Origin of the sequence: Mesorhizobium sp. M7A.F.Ca.US.002.01.1.1, from assembly GCF_004022955.1 — a bacterium.
GTDB lineage: Bacteria > Pseudomonadota > Alphaproteobacteria > Rhizobiales > Rhizobiaceae > Mesorhizobium > Mesorhizobium ciceri.
This window is the reverse complement of the sequence record NZ_RZQE01000078.1, coordinates 1-17754: the sequence shown is the minus strand read 5'-3', so window position 1 is coordinate 17754 and position 17754 is coordinate 1. Positions and strand designations below refer to the sequence as shown.

Below are 17754 nucleotides of genomic sequence, written 5' to 3'. Positions count from 1 at the left end.
TCGCTTTCCGCGAAGCCGGCGAGCGGCCCCGTCTGCGGCGAAACATAGCCCAGGCGGATCTTGGCGCCTTGCGCGATGGCCGGCGTCGCCAGACGCGAACCGGCGAGCGCCAGGCCTGTCGCCGCCGAGGCTTTCAGTAGGCTGCGTCTTGTGATCATGTTTGGTTCCTCCCTTTCGTTTTGTTCTCAGTCCCCCGGACGGCGTCCCTCCCACGCCGCCTGAAGGAGTTCCCTTATCGATCCCGGATCAATCGGCCTTGGATTCGCATAGGCATTCTTCACCGCGATTGCCGCCGCGCGGTCGAGATCGGCCTCCTCGATGCCGATCGCCTTCAGGCTCAGCGGAGAGCCGACCGACTGTGCGAAATCCCAGAGCCCACCGCCCGCCGAACCACCACCGAATGCCTCAGCGATCGGGCGCAGCAGATCGGGCACCGCCGCTTCGTTGAAGGCGGTCGTGTAGGGCAGCAGGATGGCGTGGGTTTCGGCGTGCGGCGTGTCGAACGAGCCGCCGAAGACATGCGCCAGCTTGTGGTGCAGTGCCATCGAGACATAGCCTAACGCGGTCGAGCAGCACCACGCCGCATAGAGCGCCTGCGTCCGCGCCGCGCGATCCTGCGGATTGCCGATCAATCTTGGAATGCCTTCCCGGAAGGCAACCATGGCATCCTTGCACATCAGCACGATGACCGGATTGCGGTCGGGGGCATACAAGGCTTCCATCGCATGAGCGATCGCGTTCATCGCCGAGGTTACGGTGAGATTTACCGGCAGGCTCAGTGTCAGATCGACGTCGTAGATCACCGTCTCTGGGCGAATGTCCGGCGAGCGGCGGGTGGTCTTCTCGCCGGCTGCCGTCTCGCCGAGTATGTCGGTCATTTCCGAGCCGGCATATGTGGTGGGAACGACCACCTGGTCGGCGCCCGTGCGCACGGCAATGGCCTTGCCGAGCCCGGTGGTCGAGCCGCCGCCGAGGCTTACGACCACCGAAGCGCCGCTGCGGCGGAAGGTATCGATGGCCTTTTCCGTGACCTCGACAGGGGTATGCATGACCGCGCCGGCAAAAATCCCGGCGGCGAGGCCACCAAGGCTTGCGGCCAGCCTTTCCGCATCGCCCTTCTGATGCGGCGTCGAAAGCACCATCACCTTTTCATGGCCGAGCCGCCGGACTTCGTCCTCGACGCGAGCCATGGTGCCGGCACCGAAGACCACCCGTGTCGTCAGGCCCGGAAAGGTGAAGCTGTCCATCATCGCGCCGCCTCCATGCGCGGGCCACGCCCGGCCGCGAGGTCGTCGAGGATAGTGCCCAGCATGGCAATCTCGGCGTCCGAGACCTCATGGCCGCGGCCCGGGAACAGATCGGCCCGCAGGCTCGCGCCAATCCGGCCCAGCGATTGCGCGGCATCGGCAAACGCCGAGACCGGTATCCAGGGATCGGCATCACCACCGGAAAGATAGATCGGCATTCCGGCCGGCGCCGCCTCGGATCTTTCGTCCGCCGGAACGCCGACACGGCAGCCCGTGAAGGCCGCCAAAGCGTCCGGCGGCGGCAGCCCCGCACAGAGATATTCGATCGAGAGACACGCCCCTTGCGAGAAGCCCGCGAGAAGCAGCGGCAGTCCGGGCAGTTCGGCACGCGCCGCAACCATTGCGGCCGCAAGGTGGTCGAGCGCGTCAGAGAGCTGTGCGCGGGCGACCGGCGTCAACGGGTCGACGGCACGCGCCTCCCACCACATGCCGTGCGGCGCGCGCGGCAGGATGAAGGCCACGGCCGACGCGGAAAGCCGCGACAGCACATGGGACTGCATCTCTTCGGGCGATTGGCCGCGGCCGTGGACGAAGACGCAAATCGCCTTAGCCTCGGGGCCTCTTGGCCCAAGCCGGAGCGGACCGCTGCCTGAACTCACGCGAAATCCGCCTGTTCCAGGCCGGCCTGCAATTCGCTCTCGCGGTCCTTGAACCAAGGCGGGAAGACCAGCGTCTTGCCGATCTGGCCCGGAGGCTCGTCCTTGGCCCAACCTTCCGGCGTGGTCCAGGCAATTTCGAACAGCGCGCCGCCGGGCGAGCGGACATAACAGGACTTGAAGTAGTTGCGGTCCTTCTGCTCCGATATGTCCGTGAAGCCGAGGCCCTCGATATGAGCGCGCAGCTTCAACTGGTTCTCTTCGTCGCCGGTGTTGAGGGCGAGGTGGTGGATCGTGCCTCCCGCCAGAGTCCAGGTGCCCTGCGGGCTGTCGCGGTCGACAATGACCTCCACGCGCTGTGCGACGCCGGCCGCATCCGGCACGCGGAACACGAGCCCCTCGTGGTCGTCGGCCTCTTTCTCCATCGGCAATGCGATGGTCAGGAAGTCGTCCATGGCGGTGCGGTCCATCACCGCCACCACGGCGCCGTAGATTCCCTTGATGCCGTGGGCCTTGCCGATGCCCTGCGCCTCGTTGGTGATGGGCGCGCGGGGATCCCTGTCGCTTTCCACCAGCTCATGCGGGATGCCGCAGGGATGTGCGAAAGCCGCACGGTCGGCGCCAAAACGGGTGATCTTGATGGCCTCGATGCCGCGCGCATTCAACCGGTCGACCCAGAAATCCGCGGCGCCCTTGGGGATCGACTGCATGATGGTGCGCGACTGATTGGACCCGCGGCGGCCATAGACGCCCGGCTTGCGGAACGGGAAGGTGGTGATGATCGTCGACGCATCGCCATTGGGCGAGCCGTAATAGAGGTGGTAGACCGGGATGACGCCGTCGAACAAGACGGTGCGCTTCACCGAATGCAGGCCGAGCGCCTTGGTATAGAAATCAAAATCTTCCTGAGCGCTGTCGGTCGAGAGCGTCAAATGGTGGTAGCCGCTGATACGTGCCATCGGTCATCTCCTCCCAGAGGTTTCGGTATCGCTCCGCCGCTGCGGGCAGAGCACGAGGTTGAGGTCGAGCGCGTGCTTGCGTTTTCCTCCATTGGGCGGCAGCGCGCGGAACTCGGCCATGAGTTCGGGTTTGACCCCGAAGATGGCATCCCGGCCGATCGCAGGGTCCGACCGGTCGAAGATGTGGGTCGTCAGCGTCTCGAAGCCCTCCGCCGAGACGCGAAAATGGATATGGGCCGGCCGCTCGAGGCCAAGGCCCAGCGCTGACATCAATTGACCGACCGGTCCGTCCGACGGCAGCGTGTAGCCCTTCGGCTTCACCGTCGTAAAGCGGAACCGTCCCTGCGGATCGGTACGGAAGCGTCCGCGCAGATTGAATTCCGGCTGGCGGTCGGGTTCCTGGTTCTCGTAGAGACCCTCGGCATTGGCCTGCCAGATCTCGACCGTCGCATCGCCGACCCCCGCGCCGTCGAGCGCGACGATGCGGCCCGCGACCTCCAGCGGCTCGCCCTTGTGATCGCGCGAGATGTTCGCGCCGGGTGGCATCTCCGGCACGTCGGCCCGGTAGAAGGGCCCGGCCAGGGTGTTTGGTGTCGCTCCGGCGGGGCGCGGGCTGTTCTGATCCTCGATCAGCGAAGACACGCCCAGGACGTCGGCGAACAGCACCCATTCCTGGCGCCGCGCATCGGCGTAGTGGCCAACCTCGGTCAGAAAATCGATCGCCTGGCGGAATTCCTCGCCGGAGGGCCGCAACTCCACGATCAGCGCGTGCAAACCATCCACGGCTGCCTGCGCCGCCGCCGCCAAGCGGGACTGGCCCATTGCCGTCAGGCGCCGCGAGAATTCCTCGGCCTGCGTCGATATCGCCTTGGGGGACTCATCCCGCTTCGGGTCGTGCTGGCCGTGCATTCCGCCGGGGCCTCCCTTCCCCTTGCCAAGCGGGATAGCACGGCCCGACGCGATGCTTGATGAGATGTGACGTCCCTTGTATAGCGTTTTGCTATGAAGCTGAACGAGCGCCACCTCATGCAGCTCGCCGCGGTGCTGGATGCCGGCGGCGTGTCGGAAGGAGCCGCCATGCTGGGCTTGACCCAGCCGGCGGTCAGCCGATCCCTGGCCATGCTGGAGGCGCGGGTGGGTGAGCCGCTGTTCCTCAAGGGCCGCCGGCCGCTGCAGGCGACGCCGCTCGGCTTCCAGCTGGCGGCGCAGGGCCGCACGATCATCACCGCGTCGCGCAAGGCGTCGGATGCGGTGCAGGGCTTCATGAAAGGCACCAAAGGTGTCGTCCGTGTCGGCGGCGTGCCGTTCTTCATGGACGCGATGATCAGCCGGATGATCGGAGAATTCCAGAAGCTCGAACCCGAGGTCACCGTTCAGCAGAGCTATATGAACCTGCCCGAGATGGTCGCGGCGCTGGACAGCAACCAGATCGACCTCGGCATCGTGCCGATCGGCGTTCTCGACCTTGGTCCCGGCTTCGAATTCACCGAAATCCTGCCCGGACGCAATGTCGTGGCTTGCCGGCCCGATCATCCCCTGCTGCGAAATCGCCGCCTCAGGGCGCATGACCTGACCAGCTTTCCCTGGGTGGCTCCCCTGCCCGGCTCTCCGCTGATGTCGGACCTGCAGATGATCCTGATGAGCATCGGCATGTCGGACCTGAACATCCGCTATTCGGGAGGCTCGCTGATGAGCGTGATCAACTTCCTTGCCGAAACCGATGCGTTGGCCGTGCTGCCATTCTCCGTAGTCTTCGCGCAGCGCAAGGAGAGCCGGGTTACGGTGCTGCCCTACGAAATCCCGCAGCCCAGCCGCTCACTCGGTATCCTTCGCCGGGTCAGCGGACCACGCTCACCGGCGGCAGAGCGCTTCGCCGGCCACGTCACGACCGCCTTCGAAAACCTGAAGCACATCATCAAACGGCATGAGAATGCCGTTGTCTGGGGACGGTAAACCAGCCTCGCTATTCGAATGATGCGGTAGCGTCACACAACGCGCATGTTTCCTCCAGCCGGAGGCGCTTCATCCCCGCGTCGCCGGTTAGGCTCGACGGCCGCCCGCCCCCAAAAGCCGTCGGGCCGCCAGAAATCCCGATATCCTATTGGTCACGCCCTCCTCCACCTCGCCATCACTGCGTAAACGCTTTGGACATCTGATCCGCAAAGGGTTTCAACAGATAAGACCAGACATTGCGTTCGTCGGTGCGGATATGAACCTCGGCGGGCATACCTGGCCTCAGCACCTTCGCTTCGGTCAGGCAGCTTGATTTGCTTTCAACCTTGATACGCGCCGAAAAATAGGAAAGCTGACGTTGCGGGTCTTTAATCAGATCTGCCGAGATGTGTTTCACTGACCCTTGGCAGACCGGAGTGGTTCCCACGTCGAACGCCGGAAAACGGATCGACACCGGCTGCCCAGGCCGGACATCGTCGACCCGCGACGGAGGGATCAGCGCGTCCACCACAAGATCGTCGGTATCAGGTACGATGGTCATAAGCATCTCGCCAGGCGCGATAACGCCGCCGACGGTATGGACAGCCGATTCCTGTATCGTTCCGGACTGTGGCGCGCGGATCGTTGTCTTGGTCAGTTCATCCTGCGCCACAATCCTCCGTTCGTTGAGTTCGGTCTGCTTGGCTTCCGTCTCGCGGAGTTCGGTCGTCACGTCGGTGCGCCTTTGGTCATCCAGCTGCAGCATCTGCAACCCCGTTTCGCTGATGCGCGCCTGGGCTTCAGCTACTGCTGCAGCGAGGCGCCCCGATTCTCCCCTGGCCCGGGTGGCATCCAACTTGATGTTGCTTACCCTCTCCTTGGAGACGAGTTTTTTGGCGTAGAGGGAATCAACGTCGGCGAAATCCTTGCTCAGCAGGGCAACCGATTCATCCACCGCGCTCTGTTGCGCTTTAAGACCGTCGATCTGACGTTCAAGTTGCTGGGATTGGCTTCTCAACTGCGCCTTCTGTCCAGCCAAAGCCGAAGCGCGCGTTTCAAAGAGAGCGCGTTCGCCGTTGACGAGCGCCGCCAGCTCCGGTTGGTTCATTCGCGCCTTCAGGTCGACCGGCAGCTGCATTTCCGCCAAGCCCGTGCGCTCGGCCTCCAGCCGGGCGAGGCGAACGGTCGCGCGATCGAGATCCTCGCTGATGATTTGCAGGTTCGCGCGTGTCAGCGTGTCATCCAGCCTGACCAGCACGTCGCCGGCTCGTACATGATCTCCGTCCTGCGCGAAGATTCCGCCCACTGTGCCTCCGGTTTGATGCTGGACCTTCTTGACGTTGCTTTCTACCACCACGGTGGCCGGTGCAACCACGGCGCCGGCGATCTTGGTCAATCCCAGCCACAGGCCGCCGCCAAGGACCAGCAGACCTGTAATCACCAAGCCGAATATCAGGTTGGCCCGAATACCGTCCGGCAGATCTGGCGAGCTCACGGCAGGCCCTTTGCTGCCACGAAGGGTCCGAGCATAGGACGAGAAGGTGACGAATGTTTCGAGCAGAGCCTCATGCATGCCCGGCAACCCCCGGTATCGGCGCCAAAGAAGATGGCCGAGGTGAAACAGGCGGTGAAGGTCGGAGCACGTTCGCCAAGACCTCCTCGCGCGAGCCAAAGGCATGAACCGTCCCGTTCGACATAACCAGCACCTGATCGATGTTGGCGAGTGCCGAGGGACGATGCGCAACGACAATGACGATGCCCCCGCGCTGACGCACTGCCCGTATGGCGCCGGCCAGGGCAGCGTCCCCATCCACGTCGAGGTTCGAGTTCGGTTCGTCGAGCACGACAAGGAACGGCTCGCCATAAAGTGCTCGGGCGAGACCCACGAGTTGCCTCTGCCCTGCCGACAGGGCTGCTCCCCCCTCCCCGATGCGGGTCTGAAATCCCTGAGGGAGTTGCATGATCATTTTCTCGACGCCGGCGGCTCTTGCCGCCGCAAGGACGCCTTTTGGATCCGTCTTGCCTCGGAACCTCGAAATGTTGTCTGCTACCGTGCCGTCAAACAACTCCACATCCTGCGGCATGTAGCCGATATGGGCGCCGAGATGTTCCGAGTTCCATTGATCGAGAGAGGCGCCGTCCAATCTCACCGAGCCATGGAGCGGCTTCCACACCCCGACCAACGAACGGGCCAGCGTCGTCTTGCCGGAGCCGCTCGGGCCGACGACGGCCATTCCAGCCCCCCTCGACAGGTGGAAACTTACATTTACAACGGTCGGTCTTGTCAGGCCGGGCGGCGCGACTGTCAGTTGCTCGACGGCAAATCGTGCCTGTGGACGAGGCAATTCCATCGGATCGTCCTGACTGCCAAATGCAGCCATGACAGCTGCCAGCTCGCTATAGCTGCGCCGGGTCGATAGAAAACCTCTCCAGTTTGCAATCGCCGCGTCAACTGGGGCCAAGGCCCGGCCGAGCAATATGGAAGATGCGATAATCACCCCAGGAGAAGCTTCACCGCCGATGACCAGGTAGGCACCGAGCCCCAGAACGCCGGATTGCAGACCCATGCGAAGCGCCTTCGAGAAGGAACTGGCGCCACCGACGACATCCGAGAGGCGCTCCTGCTGACCAAGATATGCGCGGCTGACGTCGCTCCAGCGTCGAGCCAGTCGACCAGAAAGCCCCATTGCATGAACAACCTCGGCGTTGCGCCGGGCGGAGTCGGCAAGCGCCCGTTGCGACGACAAGTCTTCGGAGGCGCGCGCGGCCGGACCACGGCTAAAGACTTCCGCAACTGCCGTCAGGAGGACCACGGCGATCGCGCCGACGGTTGCCAACAAGCCGAGCAAAGGATGGAGCAAATAAATGATCACCAGATAAAAAGGGATCCACGGAGCGTCGAAGATGACCGTCGGTCCCGTTCCGGAAAGAAAGCCGCGCAGTCGGTCAAGATCGTGCAAAGGCTGCAAGCGGCCCGCATCACGTCCTGCCTTGAGCGGCAAGGACAGGGAGATGGAGAACACCTTTTCCTGCAAATTTCTATAGAGAAGACTGCCGATGCGGACCAGCACGCGAAGCCGCACGAAATCCAGGAGCCCGTAGACCGCATACAAGCCCAGCATGCCGATCGTGAACCCCACCAGGGTTGGAACGCTCTGCGACGGCAGAACGCGATCGTAGATCTGCAACATATAGACCGAACCGGTCAGGGCGAGAATGTTTATCACTGCCGAGAACAGCGCCACGCCAAGCAGCCCAGGCATGCAGGCGAGAATGGCGGAACGCAGCTCGGGAGAACCGGCCCCCGATGTTTTCATGACCAGCGGTCGTTCGCGCGACACTGCCGCGCCGTTACTTCCGTAAATTGTGATGGCTCAAACCTTTCTTGGTGCGCATAGCAGCCGCTATCCGTCGCCCCCCTTATTACGCTCTGCTTACATACGTCGACTTTGAGGAAAATGCAGCGGATTCGTGGCGCAGGACCAACGAAACGCGACCTGCAGCGTGCACAGGCTGGGGATAACTCCCCCAAAAAACGGCAATTCACGCTAGTAACGCAGTCCAGAATGGAACACGCAAAAGGGGCTTATGTCCTTGCTTCCACACACTTTCAAAGACGCCACGGTCGTTGACACAAAATACCTGATGCGGAGCAACAACTTAGATCAATCAAACCTTTTGTCATTCTGTATTCTGTATTTGATCTCGTCCCGATACACCAATCACTCGAGCAGACCATCAGTCTCCCAGACTTTCAGAGGCGGCAAATTGACGACCGTCAGGCCGGCACGCCGGATCGTCATTCAAACGGAGGAGGACGGTGATCGAGCCTGACGTATTGTGGTTTAACGCATGCGCAGGGATGGCGACTGGAGGGCTCGTTCACCTCGGGGCGCTGGCCGACGGGTTCGACCGGCCCCATCTGTGACGGCTGTCAACCTGCCCAAGGAGGCGGATCGCGCCTTCGCCATCGTCGTTATCAGAGCGGACGCCGCGTTAGCCGTGCGTTATCCGCGTAGTGGGGTGTTGCGTGGAAAAGAAGTATCGGAAATTAAGAAGAGCTGTCTGGGAAACGATATATAGGGTCAGCTTGATAACCCCGAATTTCTACGTTCTGAACTACCCCATAGCAGCAGCGGGATTCTTTAACGGGAACAACAGGTTCCCAAGACGGGTTTCCAGTCAATCGGCTACGATAAATGATTTTATATTTGACAGAATGATACGAAATAGATGGGGATACCTGGAGAAGATTTGCGTTGATAAGCATTATGCTAAATACATAGCTAGTGGAATCGCAGGCCTTAAAATCCCAAAGACGATCTCTGTATTCAAGATAGATAGAAATACGACGGCAGATGACATTTTACTTTGGATCCAGCCTTTCCTCGGACGTCATTTCGTGATGAAGCCGACCCATTCCTCTGGAAAAATTATATTCCTCGACAAACCGCTCAATAGGAAAACCATAGAGGAGTTCTTAAATTTCTCTAAGAGGTCGTACTTCAATATTGGGCGAGAGACACAATATTATAAAATGGAAAAGAAATTAATTGTCGAAGACAACATTTCTACTGGTGGTGAATTAAGTGACTACAAATTCTTTTGCGTTCGCGGCAAGGCAATTTATCTTCAGGTCGACGTCGGTAGATTTGTTGATCATAAAAGGGCTGTCTTTTCTCTTCCGGATTTTAAGCAGATTGATGTCATGTATGGTTATGACCTGCCAGAAAACGTAGAAAGGCCGGAAAATCTCGAAAAAATGATCGAGATCGCGGAAACGATATCTAGGGATGTTGAGTTTGTCAGGGTCGATTTGTACAGCATTAATGGTGACATATATTTTGGAGAGATGACTTTTTCTCCATGCGCTGGATCGGATCATATTTCAAACGAGAGTTGGGCCATCGATTTTTTAAATAGGATCAAAGCAGAAAGTGCTCCTAAAGCAGCGATAGGTGGCCGCTTCACGCCGCAAGCGGCACGATCTTTCGACCGTCAAGTTGGCGGGTGAGCCGCGAGGGCGTCAGCGCAAGCCTCGGTTCATGTGCCGAGGCACCCCAATTGGCTTTCCCCTAGTTGGGGATAACCCGGTCGGGAAAGGCGGATATTTCCCAATCACGCGGCTCAACAATGAGCCGGATGAGAGGGGCTTATGTTGTTGTTGCGGCACTGTTTTAAAAGACTTCGGTTGACCCGAAGCGGAACATCTCCTGCTGTGCAGCAATCCTGTCGGCGATCAAAGATTCTATCCAGCGGGTGTCGTATTTGATTTGGGCCTAATATGCGCCGTCAACTAAGCAGACGTGGGGCATAACCGAATCAACCAAAGGATTTTTGGATGACACTCCACTACGCGTCCGGTGGATCAGCCGCCGAGATCGCAACCGCCGGATTCAATCTGGCTGATGTTCAGTACGTTTCGCAAGTCAATGCCTTGCCGGATGGCATGAAAGGCTTGGTTTATCTCGGTGAGCACGACGGAGTAACTTCGTCTTTCATTGATAAAGTCACTCCCTTCATAGGTAATCCAAATGTGTTCGGGTTTTACCTTAGCGACGAGCCTGATCCGACAGGCAAGTGGGGCAGCTACGCAACCGCTGCAAACCTAAAGGCGGAATCCGACTGGATTCATTCTCATGTTCCCGGCGCCAAGACCTTCATCACGATGATGAACTTGGGCACGGATGGCTCCCCGAGCTACATGAACCCGAACGACCCGGCCCACGCCGCTTACAATCCGGCGAATACGGGCATCGATTTCTACGGTATCGGCTATTACCCCATCAACAACACTTCGGCTCCCGACTACACCCATATCGACAAGATGGTTGCGGCTGCCGGTGAAGCAGGCATCCCGATTGACAAGATCGTCCCGCTTTACCAGGCGTTCGGTGGTGGCAACTGGGAAACCAGCGCTGGCGGCAAGTTTGTCATGCCCACCGCTGCCCAGGAGCAGGCCATGATTGATCGTTGGGCCGCACTGGTTCCGTCGCCGGCCTTTGACTATACCTATAAATGGGGAACGCAGAATGGCGACACCGCGCTTGAAAGCGCCTCGGAACTGAAAGCCTTTTTCCTCCAGCACAATCTCGAGGGCACCCATGCCCCGGTCTCGCCCCCGGTTAGTGATCCTGTCACGCCCCCGGTCAGTGATCCGGTCGGCACACCGACCACACCTCCTACTCACGTCGGCACCCCTGCTCCCACCGCGCCGGCCCCGTCGGGCAGCGATCATGTCTTCCATGGCACGCGCGGCGCAGACGTTTTCCACGCAACCAGGGGCAATGACAAATATCTCGTCAACAATGCTCATGACAAGGTCATGGAAGCGCCAAACGGGGGCTTCGACAAGGTCGCGGCCTCGGTGAGTTACGCTCTTACGGCGGGATCACATGTCGAGCAGCTCTCCACCGCCAATTCGGGTGGCAGGGCGTCCATCAACCTGACCGGCAACGAATTCGGTCAAGCCATTTATGGAAATGGCGGTGCCAACAAGATCAATGGCGGCGGTGGCGCCGACAAGATGACCGGCTATGGCGGCAATGACACCTATTACGTCGACAATGCCCACGACAAGGTGGTGGAGCAGAGAGGAAGCGGCCTCGACAAGGTTCTTGCCTCGGTGAGCTTCGCTCTTTCGGCTGGCTCGCACATCGAGCAACTCGCAACCACCAAGACGTCCGGCAAGGCCGCCATCAATCTGACCGGCAACGAATTCGGACAGACCATTCACGGCAATGCCGGTAACAACAAGATCGACGGTGGCGGCGGGGCCGATACGCTGACCGGGCACGGGGGCAGAGATGCCTTCGTGTTCAGTACCGCCCTTGGTTCTGGAAACGTCGACACGATCACTGATTTCAACAAAGCCCAGGACAAGATCCACCTCGACCATTCCATCTTTGCCGGTCTCGATCAGGGGGGCCTCTCGTCGGACGCTTTCTTTGCCGGCAAAGCGGCGCATGACAGTTCCGATCACATTATCTACAACAGTTCGACCGGAGCTCTTTCTTTCGACAGCGACGGCGTCGGAGGCGCAAACCAGATCCATTTCGCGAGCCTCTCTCCGCATCTGTCGATTACCGCATCGTCTTTCCTGGTCACCTGACGCTCCAGCGACGAATGCCTTAAAAGGTCGGCGAGGTCTTGGGGCCTCGCCGACAGTCGTTTGGGCCGAGCGTCCGAACTTCGCGCCCATCAGCGAGCCGCGGAGTTCAGGTCCGCCACGCCTTACTCCAGCCACTCATCGTGCCCACTTCAGGCAATGCCGTGGGGGCGTCCCGGTGAGACTGCATCGGCAAGGCAGGAGGGACATTAGCGCTCCCCACTGCGAGGGAATCTCGCCTCACTGGTCCTACCCCTTTCCAAACATCATGGTGTCATTCAAACGGACGAGGACAGGAACCCGGCCTCCCCATAGCGTGCACTCGGGCGGGATGCGCTCATAGGTGATGAAACCGGGCCGTGGCAGCATCGAGAGCGTCAGTTACTCGATTGCCCGCCGTGTGCGCTGGGGAGAGGCAGATGAACCCACATCTGGTCTGCGTGGGAGGCGAGGATCACGCCTTGAGAGTTCCCTTCCTCATCGCGCTGCGAGAGAAAGGCTTTCGCGTTACGGCGGTCTCGAGCGGTTCTCCCGTACCGTTTTTAAGGCATGACATTTCGCATCACAGGTTTTCCTTCGACCGGTTTGCATCTGGCGGCGGGGAATGGCGTGCTCTCGGAACGATGCGCCGATTGATGCGGGAGCTTCGGCCCGACATCATCCAGAGTTTCGACACCAAGCCAAATCTGTTGACGCCCCTTTCCATGCGGGGAACAGTTCCGGTTATTCGCACCATCAACGGGCTGGGCTGGACGTTCTCATCTCTGGCGCCTCGCGCTTTGGCCCTGCGTCCGGTCTATTGCGCGCTGCAATGGCTCGCGTCTTCGTGGACGGCGGCGACCGTTTTCCAAAATCGTGATGACCAACTGTTCTTCGAGCGCTTTCGGCTGACCGGTCGCGGAAGCTCGCGACTGATACGCAGTTCCGGAATCGATGTCGATGCGTTCGCAACGGTGCGCCATCTCGGGTCCTCGGCAACGAAGATGCGTAGGGAACTCGGCCTCCAGTCCGCCGAAGTGGTGATCTTTGTCGGCCGCTTGACCCGTCAGAAGGGTGTGGGAACCCTCCTCGAGGCGGTTCCTCGCGTCGTGGCCGAAAGACCAGCAGCACGATTTGTGCTTGTCGGCCCGCGAGAATCCGAAGGCTCATTCGCAATCGACAAGTCCGAGATCGACCGGCACGCATCTCATGTGCTGGCCTTGGGTCCACGACGCGATGTCGCTGATCTCCTTGGCATGGCCGATGTATTCGCCTTTCCCACCCAGTATCGCGAAGGAGTACCGCGTGTGTTGCTGGAAGCGGGGCTTTCGGGACTGCCAATCGTGGCTTCCAGGATGCCAGGCTGCAGAGACGTCGTCGAAGACGGGTGGAATGGCTACCTGGTTGCACCGCATGACGCCGATGCCCTTGCCTCGCGAACAATAGACTTGCTGTCCGACCGCGCTGGGGCAAAGGCAATGGGCGTCCGTTCCGCTGAACTTGTGCGGGAGCGATTTGCCCTGCCGTTGGTGGTCGATCAGTACTGCGACCTGTACGAAAACACACTCCGCGCGGGGCTTCCGCGACCGCTCCCTGCTGTCGCACTTGAGGGCAGCCTCGCAGATCACCGGGGCGGAGCACGTCAATGATCCGGGACGCCTTGCTCGCCCTGGGAGTTGCGATGTCCTACGCGACGCAACTGGCCGTTCCGGGATTGCCGCTCGGCTATGGCGAATTGTTCATCGCGATCTGGATCGTTCTGGCGATTGGACGAATATTCGCCGGGGGTCGTCTCCAGGTCACACCCGCTTTTGTCCAACTGGCGAGCTTCTGGCTGATCTTGTCGCTGGCTTTGGGAATCGGCACGATCGTCGGCTACCTGACCACCGTCCTTTACTTGACCGGGCTGGTACATGACCTGATGGCCTACATGCTGCTGGCCGGCTTCACATGCCTGGCGGCCGCGGAGCCCGACGCCGATCGTCACCTTCGCCGCAGTGCCTGGTGGGTGATCGCCATCGCCAATGGAAGCTTCGTAATTCAGCTGGGATTGGCATTTGGGGTAGCCCACCAGCCCGGCGTCGACCCCTGGTTCTGGGACAGATTCCGTGGCTGGTCCGAGAACCCGAACCAACTTGCGCTCTATTGCGCGCTTTTTGGCCCCCTGGCTTTGCACCTTGCCACGACCACCCGTAACCCATGGCGCCGTTTGCTCGCATTCTCCAGCCTGATCCTGACCTTTTATGTCGGCCGGCTGACGAAGAGCGACACCTATCTCTACACCAGTATCCTGAGCTGCCTCGTCTTTCTCGGATTGCGGCTTCGTGCATGGATCGCAACAAGCGGTCGCGCCAGCCTGCCCCGCTTGTCAGCAATTGTGCTGTTGGCGGGTTCCTTGCCTTTAGCGCTGGCGATGACGCCCTACGCGCTCACCGAAGAGGCCAGCGTCGCCCATTTTGCCAAGAGCCTTACCAAGGACCAGGGTGGGGAAGCGACACTCGAAACGTTCGAACTCCGGCTCTATCTGTGGCAGGACGCGGTGGAAACGGGGTTGAAATCCGGGTCGCTGGGATTGGGCCCTGGGCCTCACCTCGAGCGCCCGCCCGTCGCCGACCGTCAATTTCTGCAGCGACCTTTCGAGGCCCATAATACCGTTCTTGACCTTTACCTGCAGGGCGGATTGCTTGCGGTGATGGCATTGGTCTGGATCGTGGGAGCCGCAATGTCGGTTGCCTGGCGAGCGGGCTTCGACGCGCTGCTGGTGCTCGGTGCGTCGACGATAATCTTCAGCATGCCTCACCTGATCATCCGCCATCCGATCGTGTGGTTTTCGCTGGCTTTCTGCCTCGTTGCCGGAAATCCGACCGCACTTCGGCGGCAACTTGCCGAGCCCAGGGTGCCCTAAATGTGTGGGATCGCCGGAATTCTATTGGCTTCCGATGCCACAGACATAAAGCCGCTCCAAGCGATCGGGCGGATGACCGCATCGCTGCGTCACCGGGGCCCGGATGGCGAAGGGCTCTGGGCCGATCGCGAGGCTGGAATCGCATTGGGCCACAGGCGATTGGCAATTGTCGACCTGTCAGCCGCCGGGCACCAGCCGATGCATTCTGCCAGCGGCCGGTACGTGATCACCTTCAACGGTGAGATATACAATTTTCGCGATTTGCGTTGCGAACTCGAGGGTGCGGGCCAAACCTTTCAAGGTGCCAGCGACACCGAAGTGATGCTCAGCGCAATCGAGCATTGGGGGCTTGAGACCGCCCTCACACGCTTTGCCGGAATGTTCGTGTTCGCATTGTGGGATCTGAAGACAAGAAGCCTGCATCTGGCCCGTGACAGGATGGGCAAAAAGCCCCTCTATGTTGCTTCGACCCGAGACGCATTGGTTTTCGCCTCTGAGCTGAAGGCGATCAACACCTTTCCGGGCTTTTCTCCCGACCTTGATCTTGATGCCGCGGCGGCAATGCTTTCAACGGGATGGGTGCCGGACCATCTCTGTATCTGGCGAGGCGTGTTCAAACTGCCGCCTGGTTCCGTCCTTTCCGTCACCGCGGCGAATTATGCCGAAGACCGCAGCGCGGACCGTCTTTCGCAACGCGTTCACCGCTGGTGGTCACTGGCTGACGTTGCAGCCGATGGGCGACGGAACCCCGCTACCGGCACCGACGACGATCTGGTTGACGAACTGGACAACCGGCTTCGGCTGGCCGTGCGGGAACGCATGATCGCCGACGTCCCTCTGGGCGGCTTCCTGTCGGGCGGGATCGACAGCTCAGCCGTGATCGCCCTGATGCAGGCTCAATCCTGCAAGCCGGTTCGCAGTTTCACGATCTCGTTCGCAGAGGGCGGCTTTGATGAAGCTCCATACGCAGCGGCTGTTGCCCGTCATCTGGGTACCGACCACTCCGAACTTCACCTCTCGCCCAGCGCCGCACGTGACGTCATTCCCGAGTTGCCGCAGGTCTGGGATGAACCCTTCGCCGATGAATCGCAGATACCGACCTTGCTCGTTGCCAGGCTCGCTCGTCAGCACGTCACCGTAGCGCTGTCGGGCGACGGCGGTGACGAATGCTTCGCAGGATACGGCCGCCACTTCATGGCGGAGCGGTTGAAACGACACCTGCGTCTGCCCCGACACCTGCGCCGAACCTTGGCGGCAGGGGCAGGTTTTTTCGCACGCGCCGGACGCGACGATGTCATCGGCAAACTGCCACTCTCTGCGAGCGCGAGGCATTTTATCCGGAGCGACCGGATGGAACGTCTCGCCCGGCTGCTCACGGCATCGAATGAAGACGAATTGTTTCAGCGGCTGGCGCGGCCACAGGCTGAAAACCTGGGACGTCAGCGGCCCACCGAACCAATCTACGGCTACGGCGGTCCGCCGCTTGACGACCTGCTCTCCCGTCTTCTGTGCGATGACATGGAGGGATACTTGCCCGGCGATATCTTGGTGAAGCTGGACCGTGCCACCATGGCCAACAGCCTTGAGGGCCGGTGTCCTCTGCTCGACCACCGCGTTGTCGAATTCTCCTGGCGGCTGCCATCCAACATGAAAGTTCGTGATGGCGCCGGCAAATGGATCCTTCGTCGATTGCTACGCCGGTATCTCCCGCAGCACCTGATCGAGCGTCCGAAACAGGGCTTCGATGTCCCTATCGCAGCATGGCTGCGGGGTCCGCTGCGCAACTGGGCCAGCGATCTTCTCGCCGACATGCGAGCAGAAAGCAGTGACGTATTGGACGCTGCGAAGATCGACGCCTGCTGGCGCGATCACATTGATGGCCAGAACCGCTCGCGCGAATTGTGGTCCGCGTTGATGTTCCAGGCCTGGCGGAGCCAAGCCAACCGGCAAGCACAGCAAACCGGCCCAATTCATGAACCCGATCTGGCAGGAGTATAAAATGGTAGGTTCCGCAATCAGCCCGATCCAGCTGCCACGGATCAATCAACCACCAGCACCGGTTCTCGAAGGCAGAGTGCACGTGCGGTCATTGCGCGAATATGTCGAGCCGCCCACCGCGTCGCGCCAACTCTTCGTGATTCTGGCAAGGCGAAAATGGTCTATTGTTGCCTTCGCTGTGTTGGGCGGGCTGCTGGCGGGGTTGCTTGGAAGTCTTCGCCCGGTTCTCTACGAAGCAACTACTCAGCTTATCATCGACGCCCCATCGCGCGGTTCACTGCCCGTCGGCGCCCCGTCTTCGCAGGACCTCGTCGATTCAAGCATAGATGACCACATCACGATGCTATCGTCGCAAGACCATCTGCGCCGCGTCATGGCGGCACTGCGCAAGACAGGTGCGGCTGAAACCGGACAGGACAATTCCGCTAGCGGGAATTCCCGGCTTGAGCCGTCTGCCATCCCTCCCCCGAGGACACGCTCGCTTGCCGGTGGTCTACTGGACCGACTGTGGCCAGGAGCGGACAAAACAATCAGCGATTCACAAGCCGAGGATGCCTCCGAATTGAGAGCCTTGCGGCAAGGAATGCGGGTCGGGCAGGAGCTGCGATCGAGAGTAGTCTCCGTCGCTTTCGCCGATGACAGTCCCGCGCGGGCGGCGCTCGTGGCCAACACATTCGCTCAGGTCTATGTCGACAATCTGATAAGGAGAAGGCAGGCATCCGACCAGCAAGAACTCGATGCGATCACCACCAGCCTGCCCAGGCTGCAAAACGATCTGCAGGCAGCGGCCGACCGCCTTGAGAAATATCGGTTGAGCCACGGAGCCATCGACCAAGGCTCGGCGGACAATGCAGCCAGGGAACGGGCCGACCTCAGCCAGCAATTGTCGATGTCAAACGCAGATCTCGCCGCTGTGGAAACTCGGCTGCGACATGTTCAGGAGCTTCGAGCGCAGGGGGCTTCTTTCGTC

At 60.6% G+C, this 17754-nt stretch carries 14 protein-coding genes; 7 read left to right on the top strand and 7 right to left on the bottom strand.

Features of this window, described 5'->3' with window-relative positions; all coding sequences use genetic code 11:
* The 5 genes from EN932_RS11000 to EN932_RS10980 form a co-directional block, all read right to left on the bottom strand.
* A partial coding sequence (locus tag EN932_RS11000; protein WP_128368828.1) for a twin-arginine translocation signal domain-containing protein occupies window positions 1-158 on the bottom strand: 158 nt, incomplete at its 3' end.
* Between the two features lie 27 nt (window positions 159-185).
* Window positions 186-1250 (bottom strand): maleylacetate reductase, encoded by a 1065-nt coding sequence (locus tag EN932_RS10995; protein WP_127367992.1) that lies wholly within the window; start codon window positions 1248-1250, stop codon window positions 186-188.
* On the bottom strand, window positions 1247-1906 hold the full coding sequence (locus tag EN932_RS10990) for a dienelactone hydrolase family protein (RefSeq protein ID WP_064995005.1): 660 nt from the start codon (window positions 1904-1906) through the stop codon (window positions 1247-1249). Before EN932_RS10990 ends, EN932_RS10995 begins: the two co-directional genes overlap by 4 nt.
* Window positions 1903-2862: a VOC family protein gene (locus EN932_RS10985; RefSeq protein ID WP_064995004.1), complete on the bottom strand. Its 960-nt coding sequence runs from the start codon at window positions 2860-2862 to the stop codon at window positions 1903-1905. Before EN932_RS10985 ends, EN932_RS10990 begins: the two co-directional genes overlap by 4 nt.
* Window positions 2863-2865: 3 nt before the next feature.
* A complete protein-coding gene (locus EN932_RS10980; protein WP_063167498.1) occupies window positions 2866-3771 on the bottom strand; it encodes a dioxygenase in 906 nt (301 codons plus the stop codon).
* 93 nt (window positions 3772-3864) lie between these two features.
* Here EN932_RS10980 and EN932_RS10975 point away from each other — a divergent pair, with 93 nt between their 5' ends.
* Window positions 3865-4815, top strand: a complete 951-nt coding sequence (locus EN932_RS10975; RefSeq protein WP_013533101.1) for a LysR family transcriptional regulator — start codon at window positions 3865-3867, stop codon at window positions 4813-4815.
* A 175-nt stretch (window positions 4816-4990) separates the two neighbouring features.
* On the opposite strand, the gene EN932_RS10970 is transcribed toward EN932_RS10975, so the two are convergent.
* Both EN932_RS10970 and EN932_RS10965 read right to left on the bottom strand, forming a co-directional pair.
* Window positions 4991-6367, bottom strand: coding sequence for an HlyD family type I secretion periplasmic adaptor subunit (locus tag EN932_RS10970; protein ID WP_127367990.1), 1377 nt, complete (start codon window positions 6365-6367; stop codon window positions 4991-4993).
* On the bottom strand, window positions 6360-8111 hold the full coding sequence (locus EN932_RS10965) for a type I secretion system permease/ATPase (RefSeq protein WP_024502439.1): 1752 nt from the start codon (window positions 8109-8111) through the stop codon (window positions 6360-6362). Before EN932_RS10965 ends, EN932_RS10970 begins: the two co-directional genes overlap by 8 nt.
* 713 nt (window positions 8112-8824) lie before the next feature.
* Here EN932_RS10965 and EN932_RS10960 point away from each other — a divergent pair.
* The 6 genes from EN932_RS10960 to EN932_RS10935 form a co-directional block, all read left to right on the top strand.
* Window positions 8825-9808, top strand: a complete 984-nt coding sequence (locus EN932_RS10960; RefSeq protein WP_164753421.1) for an ATP-grasp fold amidoligase family protein — start codon at window positions 8825-8827, stop codon at window positions 9806-9808.
* A 327-nt stretch (window positions 9809-10135) separates the two neighbouring features.
* A complete protein-coding gene (locus EN932_RS10955; protein ID WP_027163958.1) occupies window positions 10136-11905 on the top strand; it encodes a calcium-binding protein in 1770 nt (589 codons plus the stop codon).
* 416 nt (window positions 11906-12321) lie between these two features.
* Window positions 12322-13530, top strand: a complete 1209-nt coding sequence (locus EN932_RS10950) for a glycosyltransferase family 4 protein (protein ID WP_063167495.1) — start codon at window positions 12322-12324, stop codon at window positions 13528-13530.
* Window positions 13527-14786, top strand: a complete 1260-nt coding sequence (locus EN932_RS10945) for an O-antigen ligase family protein (protein ID WP_127367989.1) — start codon at window positions 13527-13529, stop codon at window positions 14784-14786. The genes EN932_RS10950 and EN932_RS10945 overlap by 4 nt, the downstream gene beginning before the upstream one ends.
* Window positions 14787-16784 (top strand): asparagine synthase (glutamine-hydrolyzing), encoded by a 1998-nt coding sequence (asnB, locus tag EN932_RS10940; protein ID WP_127367988.1) that lies wholly within the window; start codon window positions 14787-14789, stop codon window positions 16782-16784.
* A 1-nt stretch (window position 16785) separates the two neighbouring features.
* On the top strand, window positions 16786-17754 hold a 969-nt coding region (locus EN932_RS10935), incomplete at its 3' end, for a Wzz/FepE/Etk N-terminal domain-containing protein (RefSeq protein ID WP_245483269.1).